Source organism: Sulfitobacter sp. 1A13368, from assembly GCF_043557275.1.
In the GTDB taxonomy this organism is placed as follows: Bacteria; Pseudomonadota; Alphaproteobacteria; order Rhodobacterales; family Rhodobacteraceae; genus Sulfitobacter; species Sulfitobacter faviae.
In genome coordinates, this window is record NZ_JBIFFR010000003.1 from 437,003 (window position 1) to 457,319 (window position 20,317).

A 20,317-nucleotide genomic window follows, 5' to 3' on the forward strand; every position below is an offset into this window, starting at 1 on the left:
CTGCACGATCACCCGCAATGACACTGCCGTTCTGACTTTGGGGAGGGCCAATGATGCCTGAGCAACTGGCGTTTACGATCGAGGTCTTTCTCAACGGGCTGATGGCCGGGGTGCTTTACGCGCTCGTGGCGCTTGGCTTCGTGCTGATCTACAAGGCTTCTGGCATCTTCAACTACGCCCAAGGTGTCATGGCGCTTTTCGCCGCGCTGACGCTGGTGGGGATCATGGAAGGGCAGGTGCCTTTCGGCCATCTGATCAACGCGATCCTTGGCACCGAAGTGCATCACTTCGGCTGGCACATTCCGGCGTTTCTTGCCATCGTGCTGACCATGGTCGTGATGATCGTGCTGGCCTATTGCGTGCAGCGCTTTGTCTTTCGCTACCTCGTGGGGCAAGAGCCGATCATCCTTTTCATGGCGACCATCGGTCTGGCCTATTTCCTCGAAGGGGTGGGCGACCTGATGTGGGGGTCCGAGATCAAGACGCTCGACGTCGGCCTGCCGCAGGGCATTAACGTCTGGATTGACGAATTCACCTTCAATGCCACCGGCTATGGCTTTTTCATCGACAACCTCGATATTGTGGCCTCCATCGTCGCGGCGATCCTCGTGATCGGGCTGGTGATGTTCGCGCAATACACCAAACAGGGCCGCGCCATGCGGGCTGTGGCGGATGACCACCAAGCCGCGCTGTCGGTCGGTGTTTCGCTGAACTTCATCTGGATCTTGGTCTGGTCGCTGGCGGGTTTCGTGGCCCTCGTCGCGGGTATCATGTGGGGGGCGAAATCCGGCGTGCAGTTCTCGCTGTCGCTGATTGCCTTGAAAGCGCTGCCGGTGCTGATGCTGGGCGGCTTCACCTCGATCCCCGGCGCCATTGTCGGCGGGCTGATCATCGGCGTGGGCGAGAAACTGTTCGAGTTCCTGATCGGCGCCCCTTTCCTTGGCGGCGCGACCGAGAACTGGTTCGCCTATATGCTGGCGCTGGTCTTCCTTGTCTTCCGCCCGCAGGGCCTCTTCGGGGAGAAGATCATTGAACGGGTTTGATACAGGCTACCCGGAAACTGTCCGGGGGACAGTTTCGCCTGTTCAAAGGGCGAAGCCCCGGATTGACAACGGCTTGGTGCGCGGCACGCGCGCACCCTATGGCACGGCATTGCAGGCAAGTGCAGTGCAAATGACTACCGCAGAAGGGAAAGCAGTCTAATGTTCTATCGTGAAGCGGGCGATTTCAACACATCCTACGCCCAGGACCAGCAGACCTTCCCGATCCGGTTCGACCGGTACCGCTACTATCTGGTGCTGTTCATCGCGGTCTTCGTCGTACCCTTCGTGGTCAACGACTACTGGGTGAACTCGCTGTTCCTGCCCTTCCTGATCTACGCCATCGCGGCAATCGGGCTGAACATCCTCGTGGGCTATTGCGGGCAGGTGAGCCTCGGCACCGGGGGCTTCATGGCGGTGGGGGCTTATGCCTGCTACAAGCTGATGACGGCCATGCCCGAGGTCAGCATGTTCATCCACATCCTGCTGGCGGGCGGCATCACCGCCGCTGTGGGCGCGCTCTTCGGCCTGCCGAGCTTGCGGATCAAGGGGTTCTACCTCGCCGTGGCGACGCTGGCGGCGCAGTTCTTCCTCGTGTGGCTCTTCAACCGGGTGCCGTGGTTCTACAACTACTCCGCCTCCGGCCAAATCAGCGCGCCCGAGCGGGACACCTTCGGCATCCTGATCACCGGCCCCAATACCGAAGCCTGGGCGACCTATATGTTCTGCCTGATCTTCACCGTGGGCTCGGCGCTGGTGGCGCGCAACCTGACGCGCGGCTCGGTAGGCCGCAAGTGGATGGCGATCCGCGACATGGACATCGCCGCCGAGATCATCGGGGTGAACCCGCTGCGTGCCAAGCTTACGGCCTTTGCGGTCAGCTCCTTCTTCATCGGCATCTCCGGCGCGCTCTTCTTCTCGATCTATCTGGGCGCGGTCGAAGTGGGCGAAGCCTTCGGCATCAACAAATCGTTCCTCGTGCTCTTCATGATCATCATCGGGGGCTTGGGCAGCATCTTCGGTAGCTTTGCCGGGGCGGCGTTCCTCGTGCTCTTGCCTGTCTTGCTCAAGATCGTCGGCGTCGACTGGCTGGGCTGGCCCACGGATATCGTGGCGCATCTGCAGCTGGTGATCGTGGGCGGACTGATCGTGGTCTTCCTGATCGCAGAGCCGCACGGGCTGGCGCAGCTGTGGCGCGTGGCCAAGGAAAAACTGAGATTGTGGCCCTTCCCGCACTAAGCGGGAGCCATGAAAAGCGAGGCCGGAGGGAGGAAACCCGGCCCAAACACCCAAGTCGGACAATCCAAGGGAGGAAACACCGATGAAATACAAACTGGGAACACTGGCCGTAGCTGGCCTGATGGCCGCAAGCCCCGTGATGGCGGACCTTGTCTTTCCGTCGCTGAGCTATCGCACCGGGCCCTACGCGGCAGGCGGCATCCCCTTCGCCGACGGGTATGCCGATTATTTCACCCTGCTTAATGAGCGTGACGGCGGCATCGGTGGCGAGCCCATCCGCGTCCCGGAATGCGAGACCGCCTATAACACCGAGAAGGGCGTGGAATGCTACGAATCCACCAAGGGTGAAGGCGCGTTGGTCTATCAGCCGCTCTCGACCGGCATCACCTACCAGTTGATCCCCAAAGTCACCGCCGATGACATCTCGATGCTGACCTCCGGTTTGGGCCGCACCTCGGCCAAGAACGGTGATGTCTTCAGCCATGTCTTCAACTTCCCGGCCAACTACTGGGATGGCGCTTCGGTCGCGGTGAAGCACATCATGGAGCAGGAGGGCGGCAGCCTTGAGGGGAAGAAGATCGCGCTGGTCTACCACAACTCCGCCTATGGCAAGGAGCCGATCCGCACCCTACAGGAACTGAGCAAGAAACATGGTTTCGAGCTGAAGGAAGTGCCTGTTGACCACCCCGGTCAGGAGCAGAAATCCCAGTGGCTGCAGATCCGCCGTGACAAGCCCGACTATGTGATCATGTACGGCTGGGGCGTGATGAACCAAGTTGCCGTTCAGGAAGCCGCCAACATCCGCTTTCCGATGGACAAGTTCATCGGCATCTGGTGGTCCGGCTCCGAGAACGACGTGCTGGCCGCGGGCGCCAAGGCCGATGGCTACAAGGCGCTGACCTTCCACAACGTCGGTTCCGATTACCCGCTCTATGACGACCTTCAGGAATACGTTGTCGACGCGGGCAAAGCCGCGGGCGCAGGCGATCAGGTCGGCTCCGTTCTGTACAACCGTGGCATCTACGCCGCGATGCTGGTGGCCGAGGCCGCGCGCACCGCGCAGGAAATCCACGGCGTGACCGACATCACCAGCGGCCAGATGCGCGACGGGATGGAACAGCTTGAGATTACCGAAGAGAAGATGGCGGCGCTTGGCCTGCCGGACTTCGGGCCCGAGTTCAGCGTCTCTTGCGAGAACCACGGCGGCGAAGGTTTCGTGGCCGTGACGCAGTGGGATGCCGAGGCCAAGGAATGGAACCTCGTGTCGGACTTCATGCAGTCCGACCAAGACGTGATCCAGCCGCTGATCGATGCCGACAGCTCGGCCTATGCCGAGGAAAACGCCATCGAGGGCAACTGCTAAGAACCCTGCTCCCGGCCACCTTTCGGGTGGCCGGGGACATCTTCGAACCCCAAGAAAGGTCATGCCCATGCTGGATGCCGCCAACACCAATGACGTCGCAGTCGACAACCTGCTCGAGGTCAACAATATCGAGGTGATCTACAACCACGTCATCCTCGTGCTGAAGGGCGTCAGCCTGAACGTGCCCAAGGGCGGCATCACCGCGCTTCTGGGCGGCAACGGCGCGGGCAAGACGACGACGCTCAAGGCAATCTCGGGTCTGCTGGCCTCGGAACGTGGCGAGGTCACCAAGGGCTCGATCAAGTACCGCGGCGGCGCGATCCAGCATCAGGACCCCGCCGAGATCGTGAAACAGGGGGTCGTGCAGGTCATGGAAGGCCGGCACTGCTTCGAGCACCTCACCATCGAGGAAAACCTGCTCACCGGCGCCTATACGCGCAGCGACGGCAATGCCGCGATCCAGCAGGACCTTGAGATGGTCTATAATTATTTCCCCCGTCTGAAGGAGCGCCGCCGATCACAGGCCGGCTATACCTCGGGCGGCGAGCAGCAGATGTGCGCCATCGGCCGCGCGCTCATGTCGCGCCCCGAGACGATCCTTCTCGACGAGCCGTCGATGGGTCTGGCTCCGCAGCTGGTGGAGCAGATCTTTGAGATCGTGAAATCGGTCAACGAACAGGAGGGCGTGACCTTCCTGCTGGCCGAGCAGAACACCAACGTCGCCCTGCGTTTCGCCCATTACGGCTACATCCTCGAATCGGGGCGCGTGGTGATGGACGGTCCCGCCAAGGACCTGCGCGAGAACCAGGACGTGAAGGAATTCTACCTCGGCATGTCCGACGAAGGCCGCAAGAGCTTTCGCGACGTGCGCAGCTACCGCCGCCGCAAGCGCTGGCTGAGTTAACCGGCCCCCCGGACCCGAAGGAAAGACCAAGACGAGACCTGAGCGGGCCTATGCCCTCTCCAGTGATGCCATAGCAGGAAAGTGACAGGGATGCTGACCAAGCCCCATTTCGACGATCTGGAAACCCGCAGCGCCGACCAACGGGCGGCCGATCTTGCGCAGGCCTTGCCGCAGCAGATCGCCCGCGCGCAGAGCTTGGCGGGCTATGGCGACACGTTCAAGGGGGTGGATGCCGCGCAGATCACTTCTGCCGAGGCGCTGGCCGATCTGCCGGTGCTGCGCAAATCCGAACTGGGCAAGGCGCAGGCCGGCCAGCCGCCCTTTGGTGGTTTCACCACCAAGCCGGTGCATGACTTCTCCCATGTCTTCCAATCCCCCGGTCCGATTTATGAGCCGTCGAGCAACGATCCCGACTGGTGGCGCATGGGGCGGTTCCTGCATGCTGCCGGGATCGGCGCGGGCGACGTGGTGCACAATTGCTTTGGCTACCATCTGACCCCCGCGGGCATGATTTTTGAGAGCGGCGCACGCGCCGTTGGCGCCACGGTGCTGCCCGCCGGGACCGGCCAGACCGAGCTTCAGGTCACCGCGGCGCGCGACGTGGGCTCCACCGCCTATGCCGGCACGCCGGATTACCTGAAGGTGATTCTTGAGAAGGCCGATGCCATGGGGGTGAAGCTGAACATCACCAAGGCGGCGGTCGGCGGCGGGGCGCTCTTCCCCAGCCTGCGCGCCTTCTATCAGGAGCGCGGCATCACCTGCCTGCAATCCTACGCCACCGCTGACTTGGGCAATGTCGCCTATGAAAGCCCGGCGATGGAGGGGCTGATCGTCGATGAGCAGGTCATTGTCGAGATCGTCACCCCCGGTACCGGCATTCCGGTGGCCCCGGGCGAAGTGGGCGAGGTTGTGGTCACCACGCTGAACCCCGATTACCCGCTAATCCGCTTCGCCACTGGCGACCTCAGCGCCGTGCTGGAGGGTGAAAGCCCCTGTGGGCGCACCAATATGCGCGTCAAGGGCTGGATGGGCCGCGCCGATCAGACCACCAAGATCAAGGGCATGTTCGTCCGGCCCGAGCAGGTGGCGGCGCTGGTCGCCCAGCACGACGAGATCGAGAAGGCCCGCGTCATCGCCAGCCGCGAAGGCGAGGCCGATGTCATGACGGTGCAGATCGAGACCGCCGGAGAGGATAAGGCCGCCTATGCCCAATCCGTGGCCGATCTGCTCAAGCTCAAGGGCCGTGTCGAACTGGTTGCCCCCGGTAGCCTGCCGCGCGACGGGCTGGTGATCGAGGATACCCGCAACTACGACTGAGACGCGGCGTCGCGGCCTCTGGCATTTCCGAGTGAAATCGTCGAAATAGAGCGCATGACGCTGAACCCCGCCTCCACCGAGACGCCCCACCTGCGCCGCGCCCGCGACGGGCTGCGCGCCCTGTCGGCCGTCGCCCTGACCGTGGCCGTCTTCTGTGCGCTGCCGATGCTGGCGGTGCTGATCGCCGCCCTGAGCGGCGGGACGGAGACGGTGCAGCACCTGATCGACACGGTGCTGGGGCGCTACACGGTCACGACATTGCTCTTGGTGCTGCTGGTCTCTCTAGGCACCTTCGCCATCGGTGTGGGGGCCGCGTGGCTGGTCACGATGACACGTTTTCCGGGGGCGAAACTTCTCGAAATCGCGCTGGTGCTGCCGCTGGCCTTCCCGGCCTATGTGCTGGCCTATGCCTACACCCATGTGCTGGACCATCCCGGCATCGTGCAGACGGTGCTGCGCGACGTCACCGGCTGGGGGCCGCGCGATTACTGGTTCCCCGAAATCCGCTCGCTCGGCGGGGCGGCGGCGATGCTGGTGCTCGTGCTCTATCCCTATGTTTATCTGCTGGCGCGCGCCGCCTTTCTGCAGCAGAGCGGCACGACCTTTCTGGCCGCCCGCGCGCTCGGTTCCAGCGCATGGGCCGCGTTTTTCAAGGTCAGCCTGCCGCTGGCCCGACCCGCTATCGCGGGCGGCGTGCTCTTGGCGGTGATGGAGACCATCGCCGATTTCGGCACCGTGGCCTATTTCGGCGTGCAGACCTTCGCCACCGGCATCTACACCAGCTGGTTTTCGATGTTCGACCGCGCGGCGGCGGCGCAGCTGGCGCTCTGCCTGCTGAGTTTCGCCCTGCTGCTGGCGATGCTGGAACGCGCACAGCGCGGCAAGGCCAAGTATCACGACCCCGCGCGCCGGACCCAGTCCGCGCCGCCGGCCGAGTTGAAGGGCTGGCAGGCCGCGGCGGCGATTGTGCTGTGCGGGGTGCCGGTGCTCTTCGGGGCGGTGCTGCCGGTGGTGATCCTCGTGACCATGGGAATCGAGAGCGAGCAGAGCCTCTTCAGCCCGCGTTACCTCGGTTTCATGCGCAATTCGGTGACGCTTGCGGCCGTGGCGGCTGTGCTGACCGTACTGGCGGCGATCAGCGTGGGCTTTTACCGCCGGCTGCGTCCCGGTCGGGTCTCGCAAAGCGCCGCCTATGTGGCGCGGCTTGGCTACGCGGTGCCCGGCGGTGTGATCGCGGTGGGTCTGCTGGTGCCTTTCGCGGCCTTCGACAACGCGCTGGACGCTTGGATGCGTGAGACCTTCGACATTTCCACCGGGCTTCTGATCACCGGGTCGATCTGGCTGTTGGTGCTGGCCTATCTGGTGCGCTTCCTCGCCGCCGCGCTTGGCGCCTACGAGGGCGGGCAGTCCATGGTGCATGCCAACATGGATGCCGCCGCGCGCTCGCTGGGGCAGACGCCTCTGGGTACGTTGCGCCGGGTGCATCTGCCGATCCTCGCGCCGAGCCTGCTGACCGCGCTGTTGATCGTCTTCGTCGACGTGATGAAGGAACTGCCCGCGACGCTGATCATGAGGCCGTTCAACTATGACACGCTGGCGGTGCAGGCGTATCGCTTGGCCAGTGATGAGCGCTTGAACGGGGCGGCGGTGCCGAGCTTGGTGATCGTGGCGATGGGGTTGCTGCCGGTGATCCTGATTTGCCGACAGGTGGGGCGGCAGCGGTAGATAGCGAGGGCCAGCGCCTGCCCGTGGGGTGGCGATCCAACCGTGCCTTCGTGCCACTTTATGGTGCCGCCTTGGCGTGACTTAGATGACTTCCACCCAGCCTTACCAAATCCGGCGCCTGCGGCTTGGTTCCGGGCCGGGAGCGATGAGGGCATCGCCCTCACTGGGGGGGCGATGATCGGCCTGCTCTCTGCAATGCCCTTGCCGAGGGCGCAGGTGCTGCGTCATGGGCCAGCGTTGCAAAATCGCCCTCCGGGGGGAGGGAGGGCGATGCCCGTGGTCCCCACGGGCGGGGCTCTAGATGCGGGCAGCACAGCACATAAAAAAGGCGGGCCCGAAAGCCCGCCTCCTGCGCGAATGTCGCGCTGATTATTCCCAGCCAACCGAGTTGAAGATCTTCTGCGCGGTGCCGATGTTCTCGGCCACGTCCGACAGGTTCACCTCGTCGGCTTTGAACTCACCCAACTGCTTGACGCTGTCGGCCAGTTCCACGCCTTCCACGGTGGGGAATTCGTCGTTGCCCGCCGAGAAGTAGACCTGCGCCTGATCCGAGGCGAGATACTCAAGGAACTTCACCGCGTTCTCACGGTTCGGCGCGTTCTTGGCCACACCGCCGCCCGAGAGGTTCATATGCGCGCCGTTGCCTTCCTGATCCGGCCAGATCACGCCGATCTTGCCGATATCGGCGCTGACGCCATCGACATCGGTGCGGATCGCACGGGCGAAGTAGTAGCTGTTGGAGACCGCGATGTCGCACTCACCGGAAACGATGCCGCGCAGCTGGTCGGTGTCGCCGCCCTGCGGGGCGCGCGCCATGTTGTCGACCACGCCCTGCGCCCATTCGGTCGCGGCTTCTTCGCCCTCATGGGTCACGATGGAGGCCAGCAGGGTCTGGTTGTAGGTGTTGGTCGAGGACCGGATGCAGATCTGACCTTTATACGCCGGATCGGCGAGGTCCATGTAGGTCTCGGGCGGGTTGTCCATCGTCTCTTTGTTGAAGAAGATGATCCGCGCGCGCTGCGACAGGCCGAACCACTGGTTGTCGTCGTCTTGCAGGTTGGAGGGGATGCGCTCTTCCAGCGTCTCGCTCTCGACGGCTTGCAGCAGGCCCAAGTCCTTGGCACGCTTGAGGCGGCTTGTGTCCACGGTCAGCAGGACGTCGGCGGGGGAATTCGCGCCTTCGGCTTCCATACGGGCCAGCAGTTCGTCGGCCTTGCCTTCGATGCGGTTGATGGTGATGCCGGTTGCTTCGGTAAAGTCGGAGTAGAGCCGCTCATCGGTGTCGTAGTGACGCGAAGAGTAAAGGTTCAACTCGCCATCGGCCAGCGCGGGCAGGGCCAGCGCCATGAGCGCGGCGGCGGCAGTCGATGTTTTGCAGAAGGTCATATCAGGGTCCTGTTCCATTGGGATAACTTGACTGAAATAGTAAGAAACAGATTTCACCCTTTCCTGCAACCAATTCCGCCAGAATTGGTTGGCAAGCCCCCGGCCAAGCCGGGCCGGGGGCTGCGTGGTCAGTCTTTGCTGCCGATCTTGTCTTGGGTCTTGGTGTCGAAATCGCTGGCGTCGTGACGCTCGTGCAATTGCATCGACAGGTCATCGCCGAAGGCGCGGTTGACCATCCGGCCTCGCGTCACGGCCGGGCGCGCGTCAATCGCCTCGGCCCAACGCATCACGTTCTTGTAAGAGGTCACGTCGAGGAATTCCGCCGCGGAGTAGAGTCTGCCGAGGACCAGCTGCCCATACCAGCTCCAGATCGCCATATCGGCGATGGAGTATTCATCTGCGAAATATTCGTGCTCGGCCAGATGTTTGTCCATCACGTCAAGCTGGCGCTTGGTCTCCATCGCGAAACGGTTGATGGGGTATTCGAACTTCTCAGGCGCATAGGCATAGAAATGGCCAAAGCCGCCGCCGAGGTAGGGCGCGCTGCCCATCTGCCAGAAGAGCCACGAGAGCGCCTCGGTCCGGCGGGCGGGGTCTTGGGGCAGAAAGGCGCCGAACTTCTCGGCGAGATAGAGCAGGATCGCCCCCGATTCGAAGACCCGCTGCGGCGCGTCGCCGGAACGGTCCATCAGCGCGGGAATTTTCGAATTGGGGTTCACCTCGACAAAGCCGGAGCCGAACTGATCGCCCTCGGAAATATCAATCAACCACGCGTCATATTCCGCCGCTTTGTGGCCCGCCGCCAGCAATTCTTCGAACATCACCGTGACTTTGACCCCGTTGGGCGTGGCGAGGGAGTAAAGCTGAAAGGGATGCTCCCCAACTGGCAGTTCCTTGTCATGGGTCGCGCCGGCGATGGGCCGATTGGTGCTGGCGAATTTGCCGCCGCTCTCTGATTCCCATTTCCAAACCTTGGGGGGCGTATATTCGGGCGTGTCCGACATGATGGTCTTCCTTGTTATTCAAGCCTGCCTTGAAGGTGGGGTTTTGCGCCGGGGTTGCAAGCAGTTAGGCGCAACGAAAAAAGCCGCCCCCGAAGGAGCGGCCTTTAAACCGAATAGCTGCGAAGCTCAGCCCTGACGGGCTTTGAACCGGCGCTGCGTCTTGTTGATGACGTAAACGCGGCCTTTGCGACGCACAACACGGCAATCGCGATGCCGATTCTTGAGCGAGCGGAGCGAATTGCGAACCTTCATGGTCGTCTCCTCATGTCGTGGCGCGGGCCAGCGCCTGGGTTGCGGGCAACCCGCCAAGGGCGGGTCGATGAATAAATGGTGGGCGATACTGGGATCGAACCAGTGACCCCTTCGATGTCAACGAAGTGCTCTACCGCTGAGCTAATCACCCACTTTTCAGCGTTTCCGTATCGGCCCCAAAACTAAATGGGGCGCGAAATTTCGCGCCGTTGGGGTGCTATAAAAGGAGTCGGCGGCGGGATCAAGGGCTTTTGGCGCGGAATAAACACGCTATGTTCGACTTAGAGGAATTTATTATGCCGATGACCGCTTACGAAGTACTGCATCCGGACCGAAACCGCTCTTGCGTGGTCTTTGCATCGCCCCATTCGGGGCGGGATTATGCGGCGTCTTTCCTGCGGCGGTCGGTTTTGGACGAACATGCGATCCGTTCGTCCGAAGATGCCTTTGTTGATCTCTTGTTCGACTGCGCACCGCTGCATGGCGCTTCTTTTATCAAAGCCGGGGCCCCGCGGGCCTATATCGACCTCAATCGCGCGCCGGAGGAGTTGGATCCGTCGGTCATCGAAGGCATTCCGCGGCAGGGGCATAACCCGCGCGTGGCCTCGGGGCTGGGGGTGATTCCCCGCGTGGTGGCCAATGGCCGGGCGATTTATCGCGGCAAACTGACCCAAGAAGAGGCGCAGTTGCGAATCGACAGCTACTGGCGGCCCTATCACGCGAAATTGCAGGAGTTGCTCAGCGGGGCGCATCGCCGCCATGGGCAAGCGGTGCTGGTCGATTGCCATTCCATGCCGCATGAGGCGATGGACGGCGTGGCCCGCGGCGGGATGCGGCGGCCCGATGTCGTGCTGGGGGATCGTTTCGGCGCGGCGGCGGGGGGCGAGGTGGTCGACCTGATCGAAGCGGCTTTCGTCGATGCGGGCTTCGTCGTGACGCGCAATTCGCCCTTCGCGGGGGCCTATATCACCCAAGCCTATGGCCGCCCGTCCCGGGGGCAGCATGCGGTGCAGGTGGAAATCGACCGCGCGCTTTACATGAACGAGCGGTTGATTCGCCCCAATGGCGCTTTCGAGGCGGTGCAGGCGGCGCTGCAACGGGTCGTGGCCGAGGTGGCGCAGATCGGGCAGGAGCGGCTTCCGCTCGCCGCGGAGTAGGCTCAGCGCAGCGCGCGGCCTTTGACGATGGCCTTTTCACCGAAACGGCTGCGGATGCTATCGGCGGCGCGCTCGGCCCGGCTGCGTTGTGCCGCACCGGGGTCGAGCAGATCGCCCGCCATATCCGCCCCCTCTGCGTCCGACAGCTCGGAGAGGCCCACGCCGATCAGCCGATAGGCGCTTTGGTGATCGACTTGATCGAAGAGGGCGCGGGCGGTGCGATAAATCCGGTCGGCCAATTGGGTCGGGTCATGCAGCGACAGGCGGCGCGACAGCACGGTATGATCGGCGCGTTTGAGCTTGAGCGTCACCACCCGGCCCGCCATCTCTTTCGCCTTGGCGCGGTCCGCCACTTTTTCCGCCAAACGCCAGATATGTCCGTCCAGAATCTCCGCGTCGCCCGTATCGTCAGAGAATGTCGTCTCGTTGCTGATCGACTTCACCGGGCGGTGGCGCGAGACGCGGCGGGTGTCTTGGCCCCGTGCCAGATGCCACAGCCGGTCCCCCATGCTGCCAAAGCGCGCGATGAGATCGGTCTGTTCCCACCGCAGGAGATCGGAAAAGCTGCGGATGCCGGCCTTTTCCAGCGCGGTCTGGGTGGCGGCACCGACGCCCCAGATCATGCCCACCGGTTTGTCGCGCAGAAAGTCTGCAGTTTCCCCCGCGCCAATGACAGAGAACCCATGCGGCTTGTCGAGGTCCGAGGCGACCTTGGCCAGAAACTTGTTGTGGCTCAGCCCGATGGAGCCAGTCAGCCCCAGTTCGGTTTTCATCCGCCGCACCAGCCGCGCCAGCATCATCGCCGGGGGCTGGCCATGCAGCCGCGCGGTGCCGGTCATGTCGAGAAAGGCTTCGTCCAGCGACAGCGGCTCGATGGCCGGGGTCATCTCTTCCATCATGGCACGGATCGCGCGGGAGGCTTCGACATAGACCTCCATCCGCGGCTTGATGATCACCGCCTCGGGACAAAGCTTGAGCGCCTGAAACATCGGCATGGCGGAGCGCACGCCGCGAATGCGCGCGACATAGCAGGCGGTCGACACGACCCCGCGCCGCCCGCCGCCGATGATGACGGGCCGGCCCGCGAGTTCGGGATTGTCGCGCTTTTCGACCGAGGCATAGAAGGCGTCGCAATCCATATGGGCGATGGAGAGGTCGAAGAGTTCCGGGTGGGACAGCACGCGCGGGCTGCCGCAGCGCGGGCAGCGCCGCGACGGCGGGATTTCAGTCAGACAATCGCGACAGAGGGTAGCCATGGGTACACCGGGAGGGCAGGGTTCGGGCGACGATTCTAACCAGATCGCGAGGGATTGAACATGGTCTTTGATGGCGCAAAGCTCGCGCTCTACCTTGGGGAGAAGCTGGCCGTGATCCTGCGCGACGATCTGCAGGGGCTGCTCTTTGCCGATCACTGGGATTTGCCCGGCGGGGGCCGCGAGGGGGATGAGACCCCGCTGGCCTGCGCGCTGCGCGAATGCCGCGAAGAGCTGGGGATCGTGGTGCCTGAAGATGCCGTAATCTGGGAGGGCAGCTTTGACGAGGGCGGGCGGATCAAATGGTTCTTCGTCGCGCGCTTGCCTGCGGAGGCAGAGGCCCAGATTGTCTTTGGCGACGAGGGGCAGCGCTGGCGCTTGATGACCGAGGCGGAGTTTCTCAACCATCCCCGCGCGGTGCCCGCCTTTCAGGACCGCTTGCGGGTCTATCTTGCAGAGCACGCGAATGGGAGGATGTAGGGCAAATAAAGGCCCCCCGCCTGCGTGAGCGGGGGGAGGTGACGAACATCAGGAAGAACCAGTTCGTCGGGGAGTATCACCTGAGTTCAACATAACATATGGGGCGGTTTTCGCCTAACGTTGATGGCCGCCCCCGCGGCGCAACCCGGCGCGCTGTGGTCGATTTGCTACAGGCGGGGGCGAGCCCGTTGTTAACCTTCGGAAATTTCCTGAAGCACGGCGCGGGCGGCGGCGGCGGGGTCTTCGGCCTGCCAGATCGGGCGCCCCACCACGATGTGATCGGCCCCGTCCGCGATGGCCTGCCCCGGTGTGGCGACGCGTTTCTGGTCGCCCAATGCAGCCCCTTGAGGGCGCACGCCGGGGGTGACGATCAGCTTGCCGCCCGCTTCGGGCAGGGCGCGGATCGCGGCGGCTTCTTGGGGAGAGGCGATGACTCCATCCGCACCTGCGTCCAGCGCTCGGCCCGCCCGGGTCAGCACCAGATCGCCCAGATCGCCCGGCTGGATCAGCGCGGCGTCAAGATCGGCGCGGTCCAGCGAGGTGAGGAAGGTGACGGCGAGGATTTTCATATCGGTGCCCGCGGCCCCCTGTTTCGCCGCAGCAACCACATGCGGGTCGCCGTGGACGGTCAGAAAATCCAGATCGAACTGCGCAAGGCCCCGCACCGCCGCCTCGACGGTGGCGCCGATGTCGAAAAGCTTCATATCAAGGAAGATGCGCTTGCCATGCTCTTGCTTCAATTCATTGGCCAAGGCCAAGCCGCCGCCAGTCAGCATGCCTAGACCAATTTTGTAAAAGCCCACGGCATCACCGAGCTTTTCGGCCAGTTCCAGCCCCGCGACCGCATGGGGAACATCAAGGGCGACAATCAGACGGTCATCAGACATGCGAGGGCTCCTGCCAAATTTCAAACGGCTTTGACCTACGCCGCGGCGCGGGGCAAGTCCATCATTCATGCGGGGAGGGCGCAAAAAAGAGGCCCGAACACCGCTGAGCGGGTCCGGGCCAAGTGATCAGAGACTTAGCAGGCAGGCACTGGTCTCTGGTTTGCGGAACGCCACATCGGGACAGATGAGGTGGCGGCAGGTCCGCGGGCAGCCGCGCGGCAGGCAGGCGCCGCGCGGAAGGGGGTCAAGCCGCGTCGCGACCGGGGAGGTGCATGACCTCTTCCAGCCAACGCAGCGGGTCGAAGCTGCGGCGTCCGGCCCGCTGTGCGGGGACGTGGCGCAGGACTTCGGAACTCAGGCCACGCTTTTGTGCGTGGCGACGAAGCGCCTGACGGGACAGCCCGTCGGCGGCATCGTGGTATGACATGGTGATCGGGGCATCGATGGCGCAGGCGTAACGGCGCAGCTGCTCCCCGTCTTGGACGGTCACCAGCGCTTCGAAACACTGAGTGGCCGCATTGTAGGTGACATCTGTCAACTGGATAGGGCGCGTCTGCATCGTTTCACCTCTTGCGTTCTTCTGAACCTTGGCAGGCTTTGCCATCCTGCTTTCCTCTGCTGGGTAAACGCGAGAAGGGGCAAAATGGTTTCATTATGGTTACAGCTTCTGTGGATAAAGGTTAACAATGTATTGATATCAATAGTATAGGATTGTATTTTTTGTCGCAAAGTTGCCGTATTTTTGCCTTATTGGCTGAATTTTTCCTGTTGGCGGCAGTTCTCTCGGCGGTATTTTGCGATTGGATGGTCTTGAACCCGCAGTCCCGCTACCCAAATTGATACGGAGGCTCAGACCGCCGCGCGCCACATACCGGGCGCGGCATTTTGGAGCGCTTGTAGAAAAGGAGAGACCCATGGACTTGAGCAAGTTCACGGAAAGATCGCGCGGCTTCATTCAGGCGGCGCAGACCATTGCAACACGGGAAAGCCACCAACGGCTGGCCCCGGAACATGTCCTCAAAGCACTGTTGGACGACGACCAAGGACTTGCGCGGAATCTGATCGCCGCGTCGGGCGGCGACGGTGCGCGCGTGGTGCAGGCGCTTGATTTGGCGCTTGGCAAGATTCCGAAAGTCACCGGCGATGCGGGGCAGGTCTATCTGGACGGCACCACCGCCAAGGTGCTGGCCGAGGCCGAAGCGATTGCCAAGAAAGCAGGCGATAGTTTCGTCACTGTCGAGCGCATTCTGACCGCGCTATGCATGGTAAAATCGGGCGCAAAGACGGCGCTGGAAGCGGGGCAGGTGACCGCCCAAGGGCTTAATGCCGCCATCAATGATGTGCGCAAGGGCCGCAAGGCCGACAGCGCCACTGCCGAAGACAACTATGAGGCGCTGGAGAAGTACAGCCTCGACCTGACCGCGCGGGCCGAAGAGGGCAAGATCGACCCGATCATTGGCCGGGACGAAGAGATCCGCCGCGCCATGCAGGTGCTGAGCCGCCGCACCAAGAACAACCCGGTGCTGATCGGCGAGCCCGGCGTCGGTAAGACCGCTATCGCCGAAGGATTGGCGCTGCGCATCGTGCATGGTGACGTGCCTGAATCCCTGCGCAACAAGCGTCTGCTCGCGCTCGACATGGGGGCGCTGATCGCTGGCGCGAAATACCGTGGTGAATTCGAAGAGCGTTTGAAAGCCGTGCTGACCGAGGTGACCGAAGCCGCGGGCGAGGTGATCCTGTTCATCGACGAGATGCACACGCTGGTCGGCGCCGGTAAGGCCGATGGCGCGATGGATGCGTCGAACCTGCTGAAGCCTGCGCTGGCGCGGGGGGAATTGCACTGTGTGGGTGCCACCACCCTCGAAGAGTACCGCAAATATGTTGAGAAAGACGCGGCACTTGCGCGGCGGTTCCAGCCGGTGATCGTGCAGGAGCCGACGGTGGAAGACACCGTCTCGATCCTGCGCGGCATTAAAGAGAAGTATGAATTGCACCACGGCGTGCGCATCAGCGACACCGCGCTGGTCGCGGCGGCGACGCTGAGCCATCGCTATATCACCGACCGTTTCCTGCCCGACAAGGCGATTGACCTGATGGACGAGGCGGCAAGCCGCCTGCGGATGGAGGTCGACAGCAAGCCTGAAGAATTGGATGCGCTGGACCGTCAGATCCTGCAGCTTCAGATCGAGGCGGAGGCGCTGAAGAAGGAAGACGATGCCGCGTCCAAGGATCGGCTGGAGGCTTTGCAAAAAGACCTCAGCGATCTGCAAGATCGCAGTGCCGAGATGACAGCGCAGTGGCAGGCCGAGCGTGACAAGCTGGCCGGGGCGCGTGACATCAAGGAGAAGCTCGACCAAGCGCGGGCCGAACTCGACATCGCGAAACGCGAAGGCAACCTCGCGCGCGCGGGCGAGCTATCTTATGGCGTGATCCCGCAGTTGGAACGCGACCTTGAAGCCGCCGAAGGCCGTGAGGATGACATGATGGTCGAAGAGGCCGTGCGCCCGGACCAGATCGCCTCCGTCGTCGAGCGTTGGACCGGCATTCCTGCGGGTAAAATGCTTGAGGGTGAGCGCGACAAGCTGCTGCGGATGGAAGAGCAGTTGCATGACCGCGTGATCGGGCAGAATGCTGCCGTGAAGGCCGTGGCCAATGCCGTGCGCCGGGCGCGTGCGGGGCTCAACGACGAGAACCGGCCTCTGGGCTCCTTCCTCTTCCTCGGGCCGACCGGTGTGGGCAAGACCGAGCTGACCAAGGCCGTGGCCGAGTTCCTCTTCGACGACGACAGCGCCATGGTGCGCATCGACATGTCGGAGTTCATGGAGAAACACGCCGTGGCCCGTCTGATCGGTGCCCCTCCGGGCTACGTCGGCTACGACGAGGGCGGTGTGCTGACCGAAGCGGTGCGGCGTCGGCCCTATCAGGTCGTGCTCTTTGATGAGGTCGAAAAGGCGCATCCCGATGTCTTCAACGTGCTCTTGCAGGTGCTCGACGATGGTGTGCTGACCGATGGTCAGGGCCGCACGGTAGACTTTAAACAGACGCTGATCGTGCTGACTTCCAACCTCGGGGCGCAGGCGCTGAGCCAACTGCCCGAGGGCGGCGATATGGCGGCGGCCAAGCGTGACGTGATGGATGCGGTCCGGGCGCATTTCCGGCCGGAGTTCCTGAACCGTCTGGATGAGACGATCATCTTTGACCGTCTGGGCCGCAAGGACATGGACGGGATCGTCGATATTCAGATGGCGCGGCTGCTCAAGCGACTTGCGGGGCAGAAGATCACACTCGATCTCGACGACGCCGCGCGAAAATGGCTGGCGGATGAGGGTTATGACCCGGTCTTCGGGGCGCGTCCTTTGAAGCGGGTGATCCAGCGCACCGTGCAGGATCCGTTGGCCGAGATGCTCTTGGCCGGGGATGTGAAGGATGGCGATACCGTCACCGTCCGCGCCGGGGCCGATGGGTTGATCATCGGCGATCAAGTGGCCGCATCAAACCGGCCCAAGCCGGATGACGCAACGGTGCACTAACCGTTATGCGATGAAGAGAAGGGCCGGATTTTCCGGCCCTTTTTTAATCTGGAAGGGGACCTACTCTCCAATCGCCTCTTTCACGATCTCGTCCAGCAGGCTTTGCACCTCTTGCATCGCGCCGTCGGGGAAAGCGCGGTAGCCGATGGTCACTTCGTCACTCTCGGGCAATTGCATGACGAAAATGTCGTAGGGGCAAAAGCCGATGTTCATCACATCCGCCTCCATCACCTTGCGCGACAGCGCGGCCGAGCAAAAGCTGAACACCTCCGCCGCCTCGAACAGCACCACGTCCGACCCGACATCGGCGCGGGTGCGGTCGAGCATCTCACCGACATGGCTGACGTTCTCGGGGATGAGCCCTTGGTTCAGGATCGCGTTCTCCACCCCGAAGGTCACATCACCAAAGCTCTGGTCGGTGGTATAGGTGACCATCTCATCCGCTTGGGCGGCGCTGGCCCAGATCAGACCGGCGGCGAAAAGAAAACGGATCATGGCGGCACTCCTTTGAATAACGGCGCCTGACATTCCGGTGTGCTGGCTGAAATCCGGGCGAAAGGATTTGGTATGGCTTCCGGCGGGCGCTAACTTTGCATGAGTATAGTAGGGAGCGCTGAAATGGCCAATCGCTGGATCAATCGACTGACGGACCGTGACGTGACCGATGAGGCGCAATACCTCAACCGGCGGCAGATCATGGGCGTTGCGATGGCGGGGCTGGGTCTTGCCGGGCTGGGGCAGGGGGCCGCGGCCCAAGAGGGGCTGACCCCGAATGACTACGAAGACATCACCCAATACAACAATTACTACGAGTTCGGCACCGGTAAGGACGATCCCGCGAAATACGCGGGCGCGCTGACGACCGCCCCTTGGACCGTGACCATCGCGGGCATGGTCGACAAGCCCGGCGACTATGCTTTCGAGGATATCGTGAAGGCGATGACCATCGAAGAGCGCATTTACCGGCTGCGCTGTGTCGAGGCGTGGTCGATGGTGGTGCCGTGGAACGGGTTCGAACTGGCCGATCTGCTCAATATGGCCGGGGCGCAATCCGGCGCGAAATACGTGGCTTTTGAAACCGCCTACCGCCCCGAAGAGATGCCGGGCCTGCGTTTCCCCGTGCTCGACTGGCCCTATGTCGAAGGGCTGCGGCTGGATGAGGCGATGCACCCGCTGACGATCATGGCCACCGGCATCTATGGCAAAGACATCCCGAACCAGAACGGCGCGCCGCTGCGGTTGGTCGTGCCGTGGAAATACGGGTATAAATCCATCAAATCCGTGGTGCGCATCACGCTCACCGACACGCAGCCGCCCACCAGTTGGAACAAGGCCGCGCCGCGAGAATATGGTTTTTACAGCAACGTGAACCCCAAGGTCAGCCATCCGCGCTGGTCGCAGGCCGATGAGCGCCCCATCGGCGGCGGGCTCTTCGCAGGGCGCCAGCCGACGCTGATGTTCAACGGCTACGAAGAAGAGGTGGCGTCGCTTTACGAGGGCATGGACCTGACGGCGAACTTCTGATGCCGGCTGCAATATATATGCCCCGTCCTTTCGCCCAAGCGCCGCAGGCTGGCGTGGCCGCAGCATGATGCGCCTGGCCGATGCCCTGAACAGGGCCGCCCGCCGCATCCCGGTCTGGGCAGTCTATTTCCTACTGGCCCTGCCTATCCCATGGTTCTTTTACCAAGGGCTTACCGGCGGGCTGGGGCGCGATCCGGTAAAGGGGCTCGAACACCTCTATGGTCTCTGGGCGCTGCGCCTGCTTATCGCCGGTCTGGTGATCACCCCGTTGCGCCGAGTACTTGGGGTGAGCCTGCTGCGCTTTCGCCGGGCGCTCGGTGTGATGACCTTCGTCTATGCGCTCGCGCATCTGACGGTCTGGGCGCTGCTCGACGTGCAGGGGCTGTCGCGTATCTGGGCGGATATTCTCAAACGGCCCTATATCACCATCGGCATGGCGGGGTTCCTATGCCTTGTGCCGCTGGCGGCCACATCCAACAACTGGTCGCTGCGGAAGCTGGGGGCGCGTTGGCGCAAGCTCCACCGGCTGACCTATGTAGCAGCGCTTTTGGCAGCCCTACATTTCCTATGGCTGGCGAAAGGGTTTCAGCTAGAGCCGCTGGTCTATGCCGGTCTTGTCGCAGGGCTTTTGATCTATCGGCTGCCGTTGGGGAGCTTTTGACAGAAAGGCCCACGGGGATGGGCGACTCGGAAGGGGCAACAGAGGTCGTGATTCACGCGTCTGAAACGCGCGATTCCGGGCTGTGGCATGTGGATAACTGATGGCGTTAACATAACGAAGGCATATTAGGAGAGTTTGCGTTAACCTCTGCAGTCTTTCGCATGCCATAACGCCTTGTTTTGCCGTGATTTTATAAGGATTTCACAAAAACTACACAAAACTTCAAAAAACGGCTTGCGGCTTTGTCCCACTAACCTTAGAACCCCCTCTACCGGCGGCGCTGAGACGCACCGCTGGGGCGCCAGACGGGGCGGACGGCAGCGGAGACGCGGTGGTTCGGATCACGAGGCGGATAAGAATTCGAGGTATGAGAGGCGGGGCGCGCCAAGAAGTTAGGGCGCATCTCAGTTTCTTTTGTCTCAACGCTGTTTGAAAATTTGATATCTGAAGAGATATGTGGGCGGTTTGGTTCATTCGATGGATCAACGTCTGTATATCGCGCTCTTAGGGTTTCGGCCCGATGATAGAGTGTCAGCTTCACTGTTTGGACGGCTTTCGCTACTTTGTAGCTGAAGCACAACAAACAGAGAATGGT

18 protein-coding genes and 1 tRNA gene are annotated in these 20,317 nt (G+C 62.6%); 11 read left to right on the top strand and 8 right to left on the bottom strand.

The genetic code is table 11. The features are described 5' to 3' along the window. Window positions 1-53 precede the first annotated feature (53 nt). From ACGYK4_RS09245 to ACGYK4_RS09270, 6 genes are all read left to right on the top strand, one after another. Complete coding sequence (locus ACGYK4_RS09245) at window positions 54-1,043, top strand: branched-chain amino acid ABC transporter permease (protein WP_394456120.1); 990 nt, start codon at window positions 54-56, stop codon at window positions 1,041-1,043. Between the two features lie 159 nt (window positions 1,044-1,202). Continuing rightward, on the top strand, window positions 1,203-2,279 hold the full coding sequence (locus tag ACGYK4_RS09250; protein WP_067267750.1) for a branched-chain amino acid ABC transporter permease: 1,077 nt from the start codon (window positions 1,203-1,205) through the stop codon (window positions 2,277-2,279). 82 nt (window positions 2,280-2,361) lie between these two features. Beyond that, window positions 2,362-3,642: an ABC transporter substrate-binding protein gene (locus tag ACGYK4_RS09255; RefSeq protein ID WP_209218414.1), complete on the top strand. Its 1,281-nt coding sequence runs from the start codon at window positions 2,362-2,364 to the stop codon at window positions 3,640-3,642. Window positions 3,643-3,709: 67 nt separating this feature from the next. Continuing rightward, complete coding sequence (locus tag ACGYK4_RS09260) at window positions 3,710-4,546, top strand: ABC transporter ATP-binding protein (protein ID WP_067267747.1); 837 nt, start codon at window positions 3,710-3,712, stop codon at window positions 4,544-4,546. Between the two features lie 90 nt (window positions 4,547-4,636). Next, entirely contained in the window at window positions 4,637-5,863 is a 1,227-nt protein-coding gene (locus ACGYK4_RS09265; RefSeq protein ID WP_394456122.1) for a phenylacetate--CoA ligase family protein, read from the top strand. Window positions 5,864-6,028: 165 nt separating this feature from the next. Next, window positions 6,029-7,588: an ABC transporter permease gene (locus ACGYK4_RS09270; RefSeq protein ID WP_394430911.1), complete on the top strand. Its 1,560-nt coding sequence runs from the start codon at window positions 6,029-6,031 to the stop codon at window positions 7,586-7,588. A 369-nt stretch (window positions 7,589-7,957) separates the two neighbouring features. Here the strand turns inward: ACGYK4_RS09270 and ACGYK4_RS09275 are convergent, their stop codons facing one another. From ACGYK4_RS09275 to ACGYK4_RS09290, 4 genes are all read right to left on the bottom strand, one after another. After that, a complete protein-coding gene (locus ACGYK4_RS09275) occupies window positions 7,958-8,974 on the bottom strand; it encodes a Fe(3+) ABC transporter substrate-binding protein (RefSeq protein WP_394430883.1) in 1,017 nt (338 codons plus the stop codon). A 128-nt stretch (window positions 8,975-9,102) separates the two neighbouring features. Beyond that, window positions 9,103-9,978 (bottom strand): glutathione-dependent disulfide-bond oxidoreductase, encoded by an 876-nt coding sequence (gene yghU / locus ACGYK4_RS09280; RefSeq protein ID WP_067264177.1) that lies wholly within the window; start codon window positions 9,976-9,978, stop codon window positions 9,103-9,105. A 126-nt stretch (window positions 9,979-10,104) separates the two neighbouring features. Next, window positions 10,105-10,230 (bottom strand): type B 50S ribosomal protein L36, encoded by a 126-nt coding sequence (gene ykgO / locus ACGYK4_RS09285; protein ID WP_005850168.1) that lies wholly within the window; start codon window positions 10,228-10,230, stop codon window positions 10,105-10,107. Window positions 10,231-10,306: 76 nt separating this feature from the next. Continuing rightward, window positions 10,307-10,381: transfer RNA gene (locus ACGYK4_RS09290), tRNA-Val, on the bottom strand. Window positions 10,382-10,526: 145 nt separating this feature from the next. Here ACGYK4_RS09290 and ACGYK4_RS09295 point away from each other — a divergent pair. Beyond that, window positions 10,527-11,387 carry an N-formylglutamate amidohydrolase gene (locus tag ACGYK4_RS09295; RefSeq protein ID WP_394456123.1) on the top strand — a complete coding sequence of 287 codons (861 nt, stop codon included), beginning with the start codon at window positions 10,527-10,529 and terminating at the stop codon, window positions 11,385-11,387. A 2-nt stretch (window positions 11,388-11,389) separates the two neighbouring features. Here the strand turns inward: ACGYK4_RS09295 and ACGYK4_RS09300 are convergent, their stop codons facing one another. Beyond that, entirely contained in the window at window positions 11,390-12,643 is a 1,254-nt protein-coding gene (locus ACGYK4_RS09300) for a DNA polymerase IV (protein ID WP_394456125.1), read from the bottom strand. A 60-nt stretch (window positions 12,644-12,703) separates the two neighbouring features. On the opposite strand from ACGYK4_RS09300, the gene ACGYK4_RS09305 reads away from it, so the two are divergent. Beyond that, window positions 12,704-13,120, top strand: coding sequence for an NUDIX hydrolase (locus tag ACGYK4_RS09305; protein WP_394456126.1), 417 nt, complete (start codon window positions 12,704-12,706; stop codon window positions 13,118-13,120). A gap of 191 nt (window positions 13,121-13,311) precedes the next feature. Here the strand turns inward: ACGYK4_RS09305 and pyrF are convergent, their stop codons facing one another. Further along, on the bottom strand, window positions 13,312-14,007 hold the full coding sequence (pyrF, locus tag ACGYK4_RS09310) for an orotidine-5'-phosphate decarboxylase (RefSeq protein WP_394456127.1): 696 nt from the start codon (window positions 14,005-14,007) through the stop codon (window positions 13,312-13,314). 244 nt (window positions 14,008-14,251) lie between these two features. Beyond that, window positions 14,252-14,566, bottom strand: coding sequence for an orotidine 5-phosphate decarboxylase (locus tag ACGYK4_RS09315; RefSeq protein ID WP_067265831.1), 315 nt, complete (start codon window positions 14,564-14,566; stop codon window positions 14,252-14,254). 355 nt (window positions 14,567-14,921) lie between these two features. Here ACGYK4_RS09315 and clpB point away from each other — a divergent pair, with 355 nt between their 5' ends. After that, window positions 14,922-17,537 (top strand): ATP-dependent chaperone ClpB, encoded by a 2,616-nt coding sequence (gene clpB / locus ACGYK4_RS09320; RefSeq protein ID WP_394456128.1) that lies wholly within the window; start codon window positions 14,922-14,924, stop codon window positions 17,535-17,537. 60 nt (window positions 17,538-17,597) lie between these two features. Here clpB and ACGYK4_RS09325 read toward each other — a convergent pair whose 3' ends face one another. Further along, on the bottom strand, window positions 17,598-18,032 hold the full coding sequence (locus ACGYK4_RS09325; protein ID WP_271692956.1) for a DUF302 domain-containing protein: 435 nt from the start codon (window positions 18,030-18,032) through the stop codon (window positions 17,598-17,600). A gap of 123 nt (window positions 18,033-18,155) precedes the next feature. Here ACGYK4_RS09325 and msrP point away from each other — a divergent pair, with 123 nt between their 5' ends. Continuing rightward, window positions 18,156-19,061, top strand: a complete 906-nt coding sequence (msrP, locus tag ACGYK4_RS09330) for a protein-methionine-sulfoxide reductase catalytic subunit MsrP (protein WP_394456130.1) — start codon at window positions 18,156-18,158, stop codon at window positions 19,059-19,061. Window positions 19,062-19,125: 64 nt separating this feature from the next. Next, window positions 19,126-19,722: a protein-methionine-sulfoxide reductase heme-binding subunit MsrQ gene (gene msrQ, locus ACGYK4_RS09335; protein ID WP_394430901.1), complete on the top strand. Its 597-nt coding sequence runs from the start codon at window positions 19,126-19,128 to the stop codon at window positions 19,720-19,722. Window positions 19,723-20,317 lie beyond the last annotated feature (595 nt).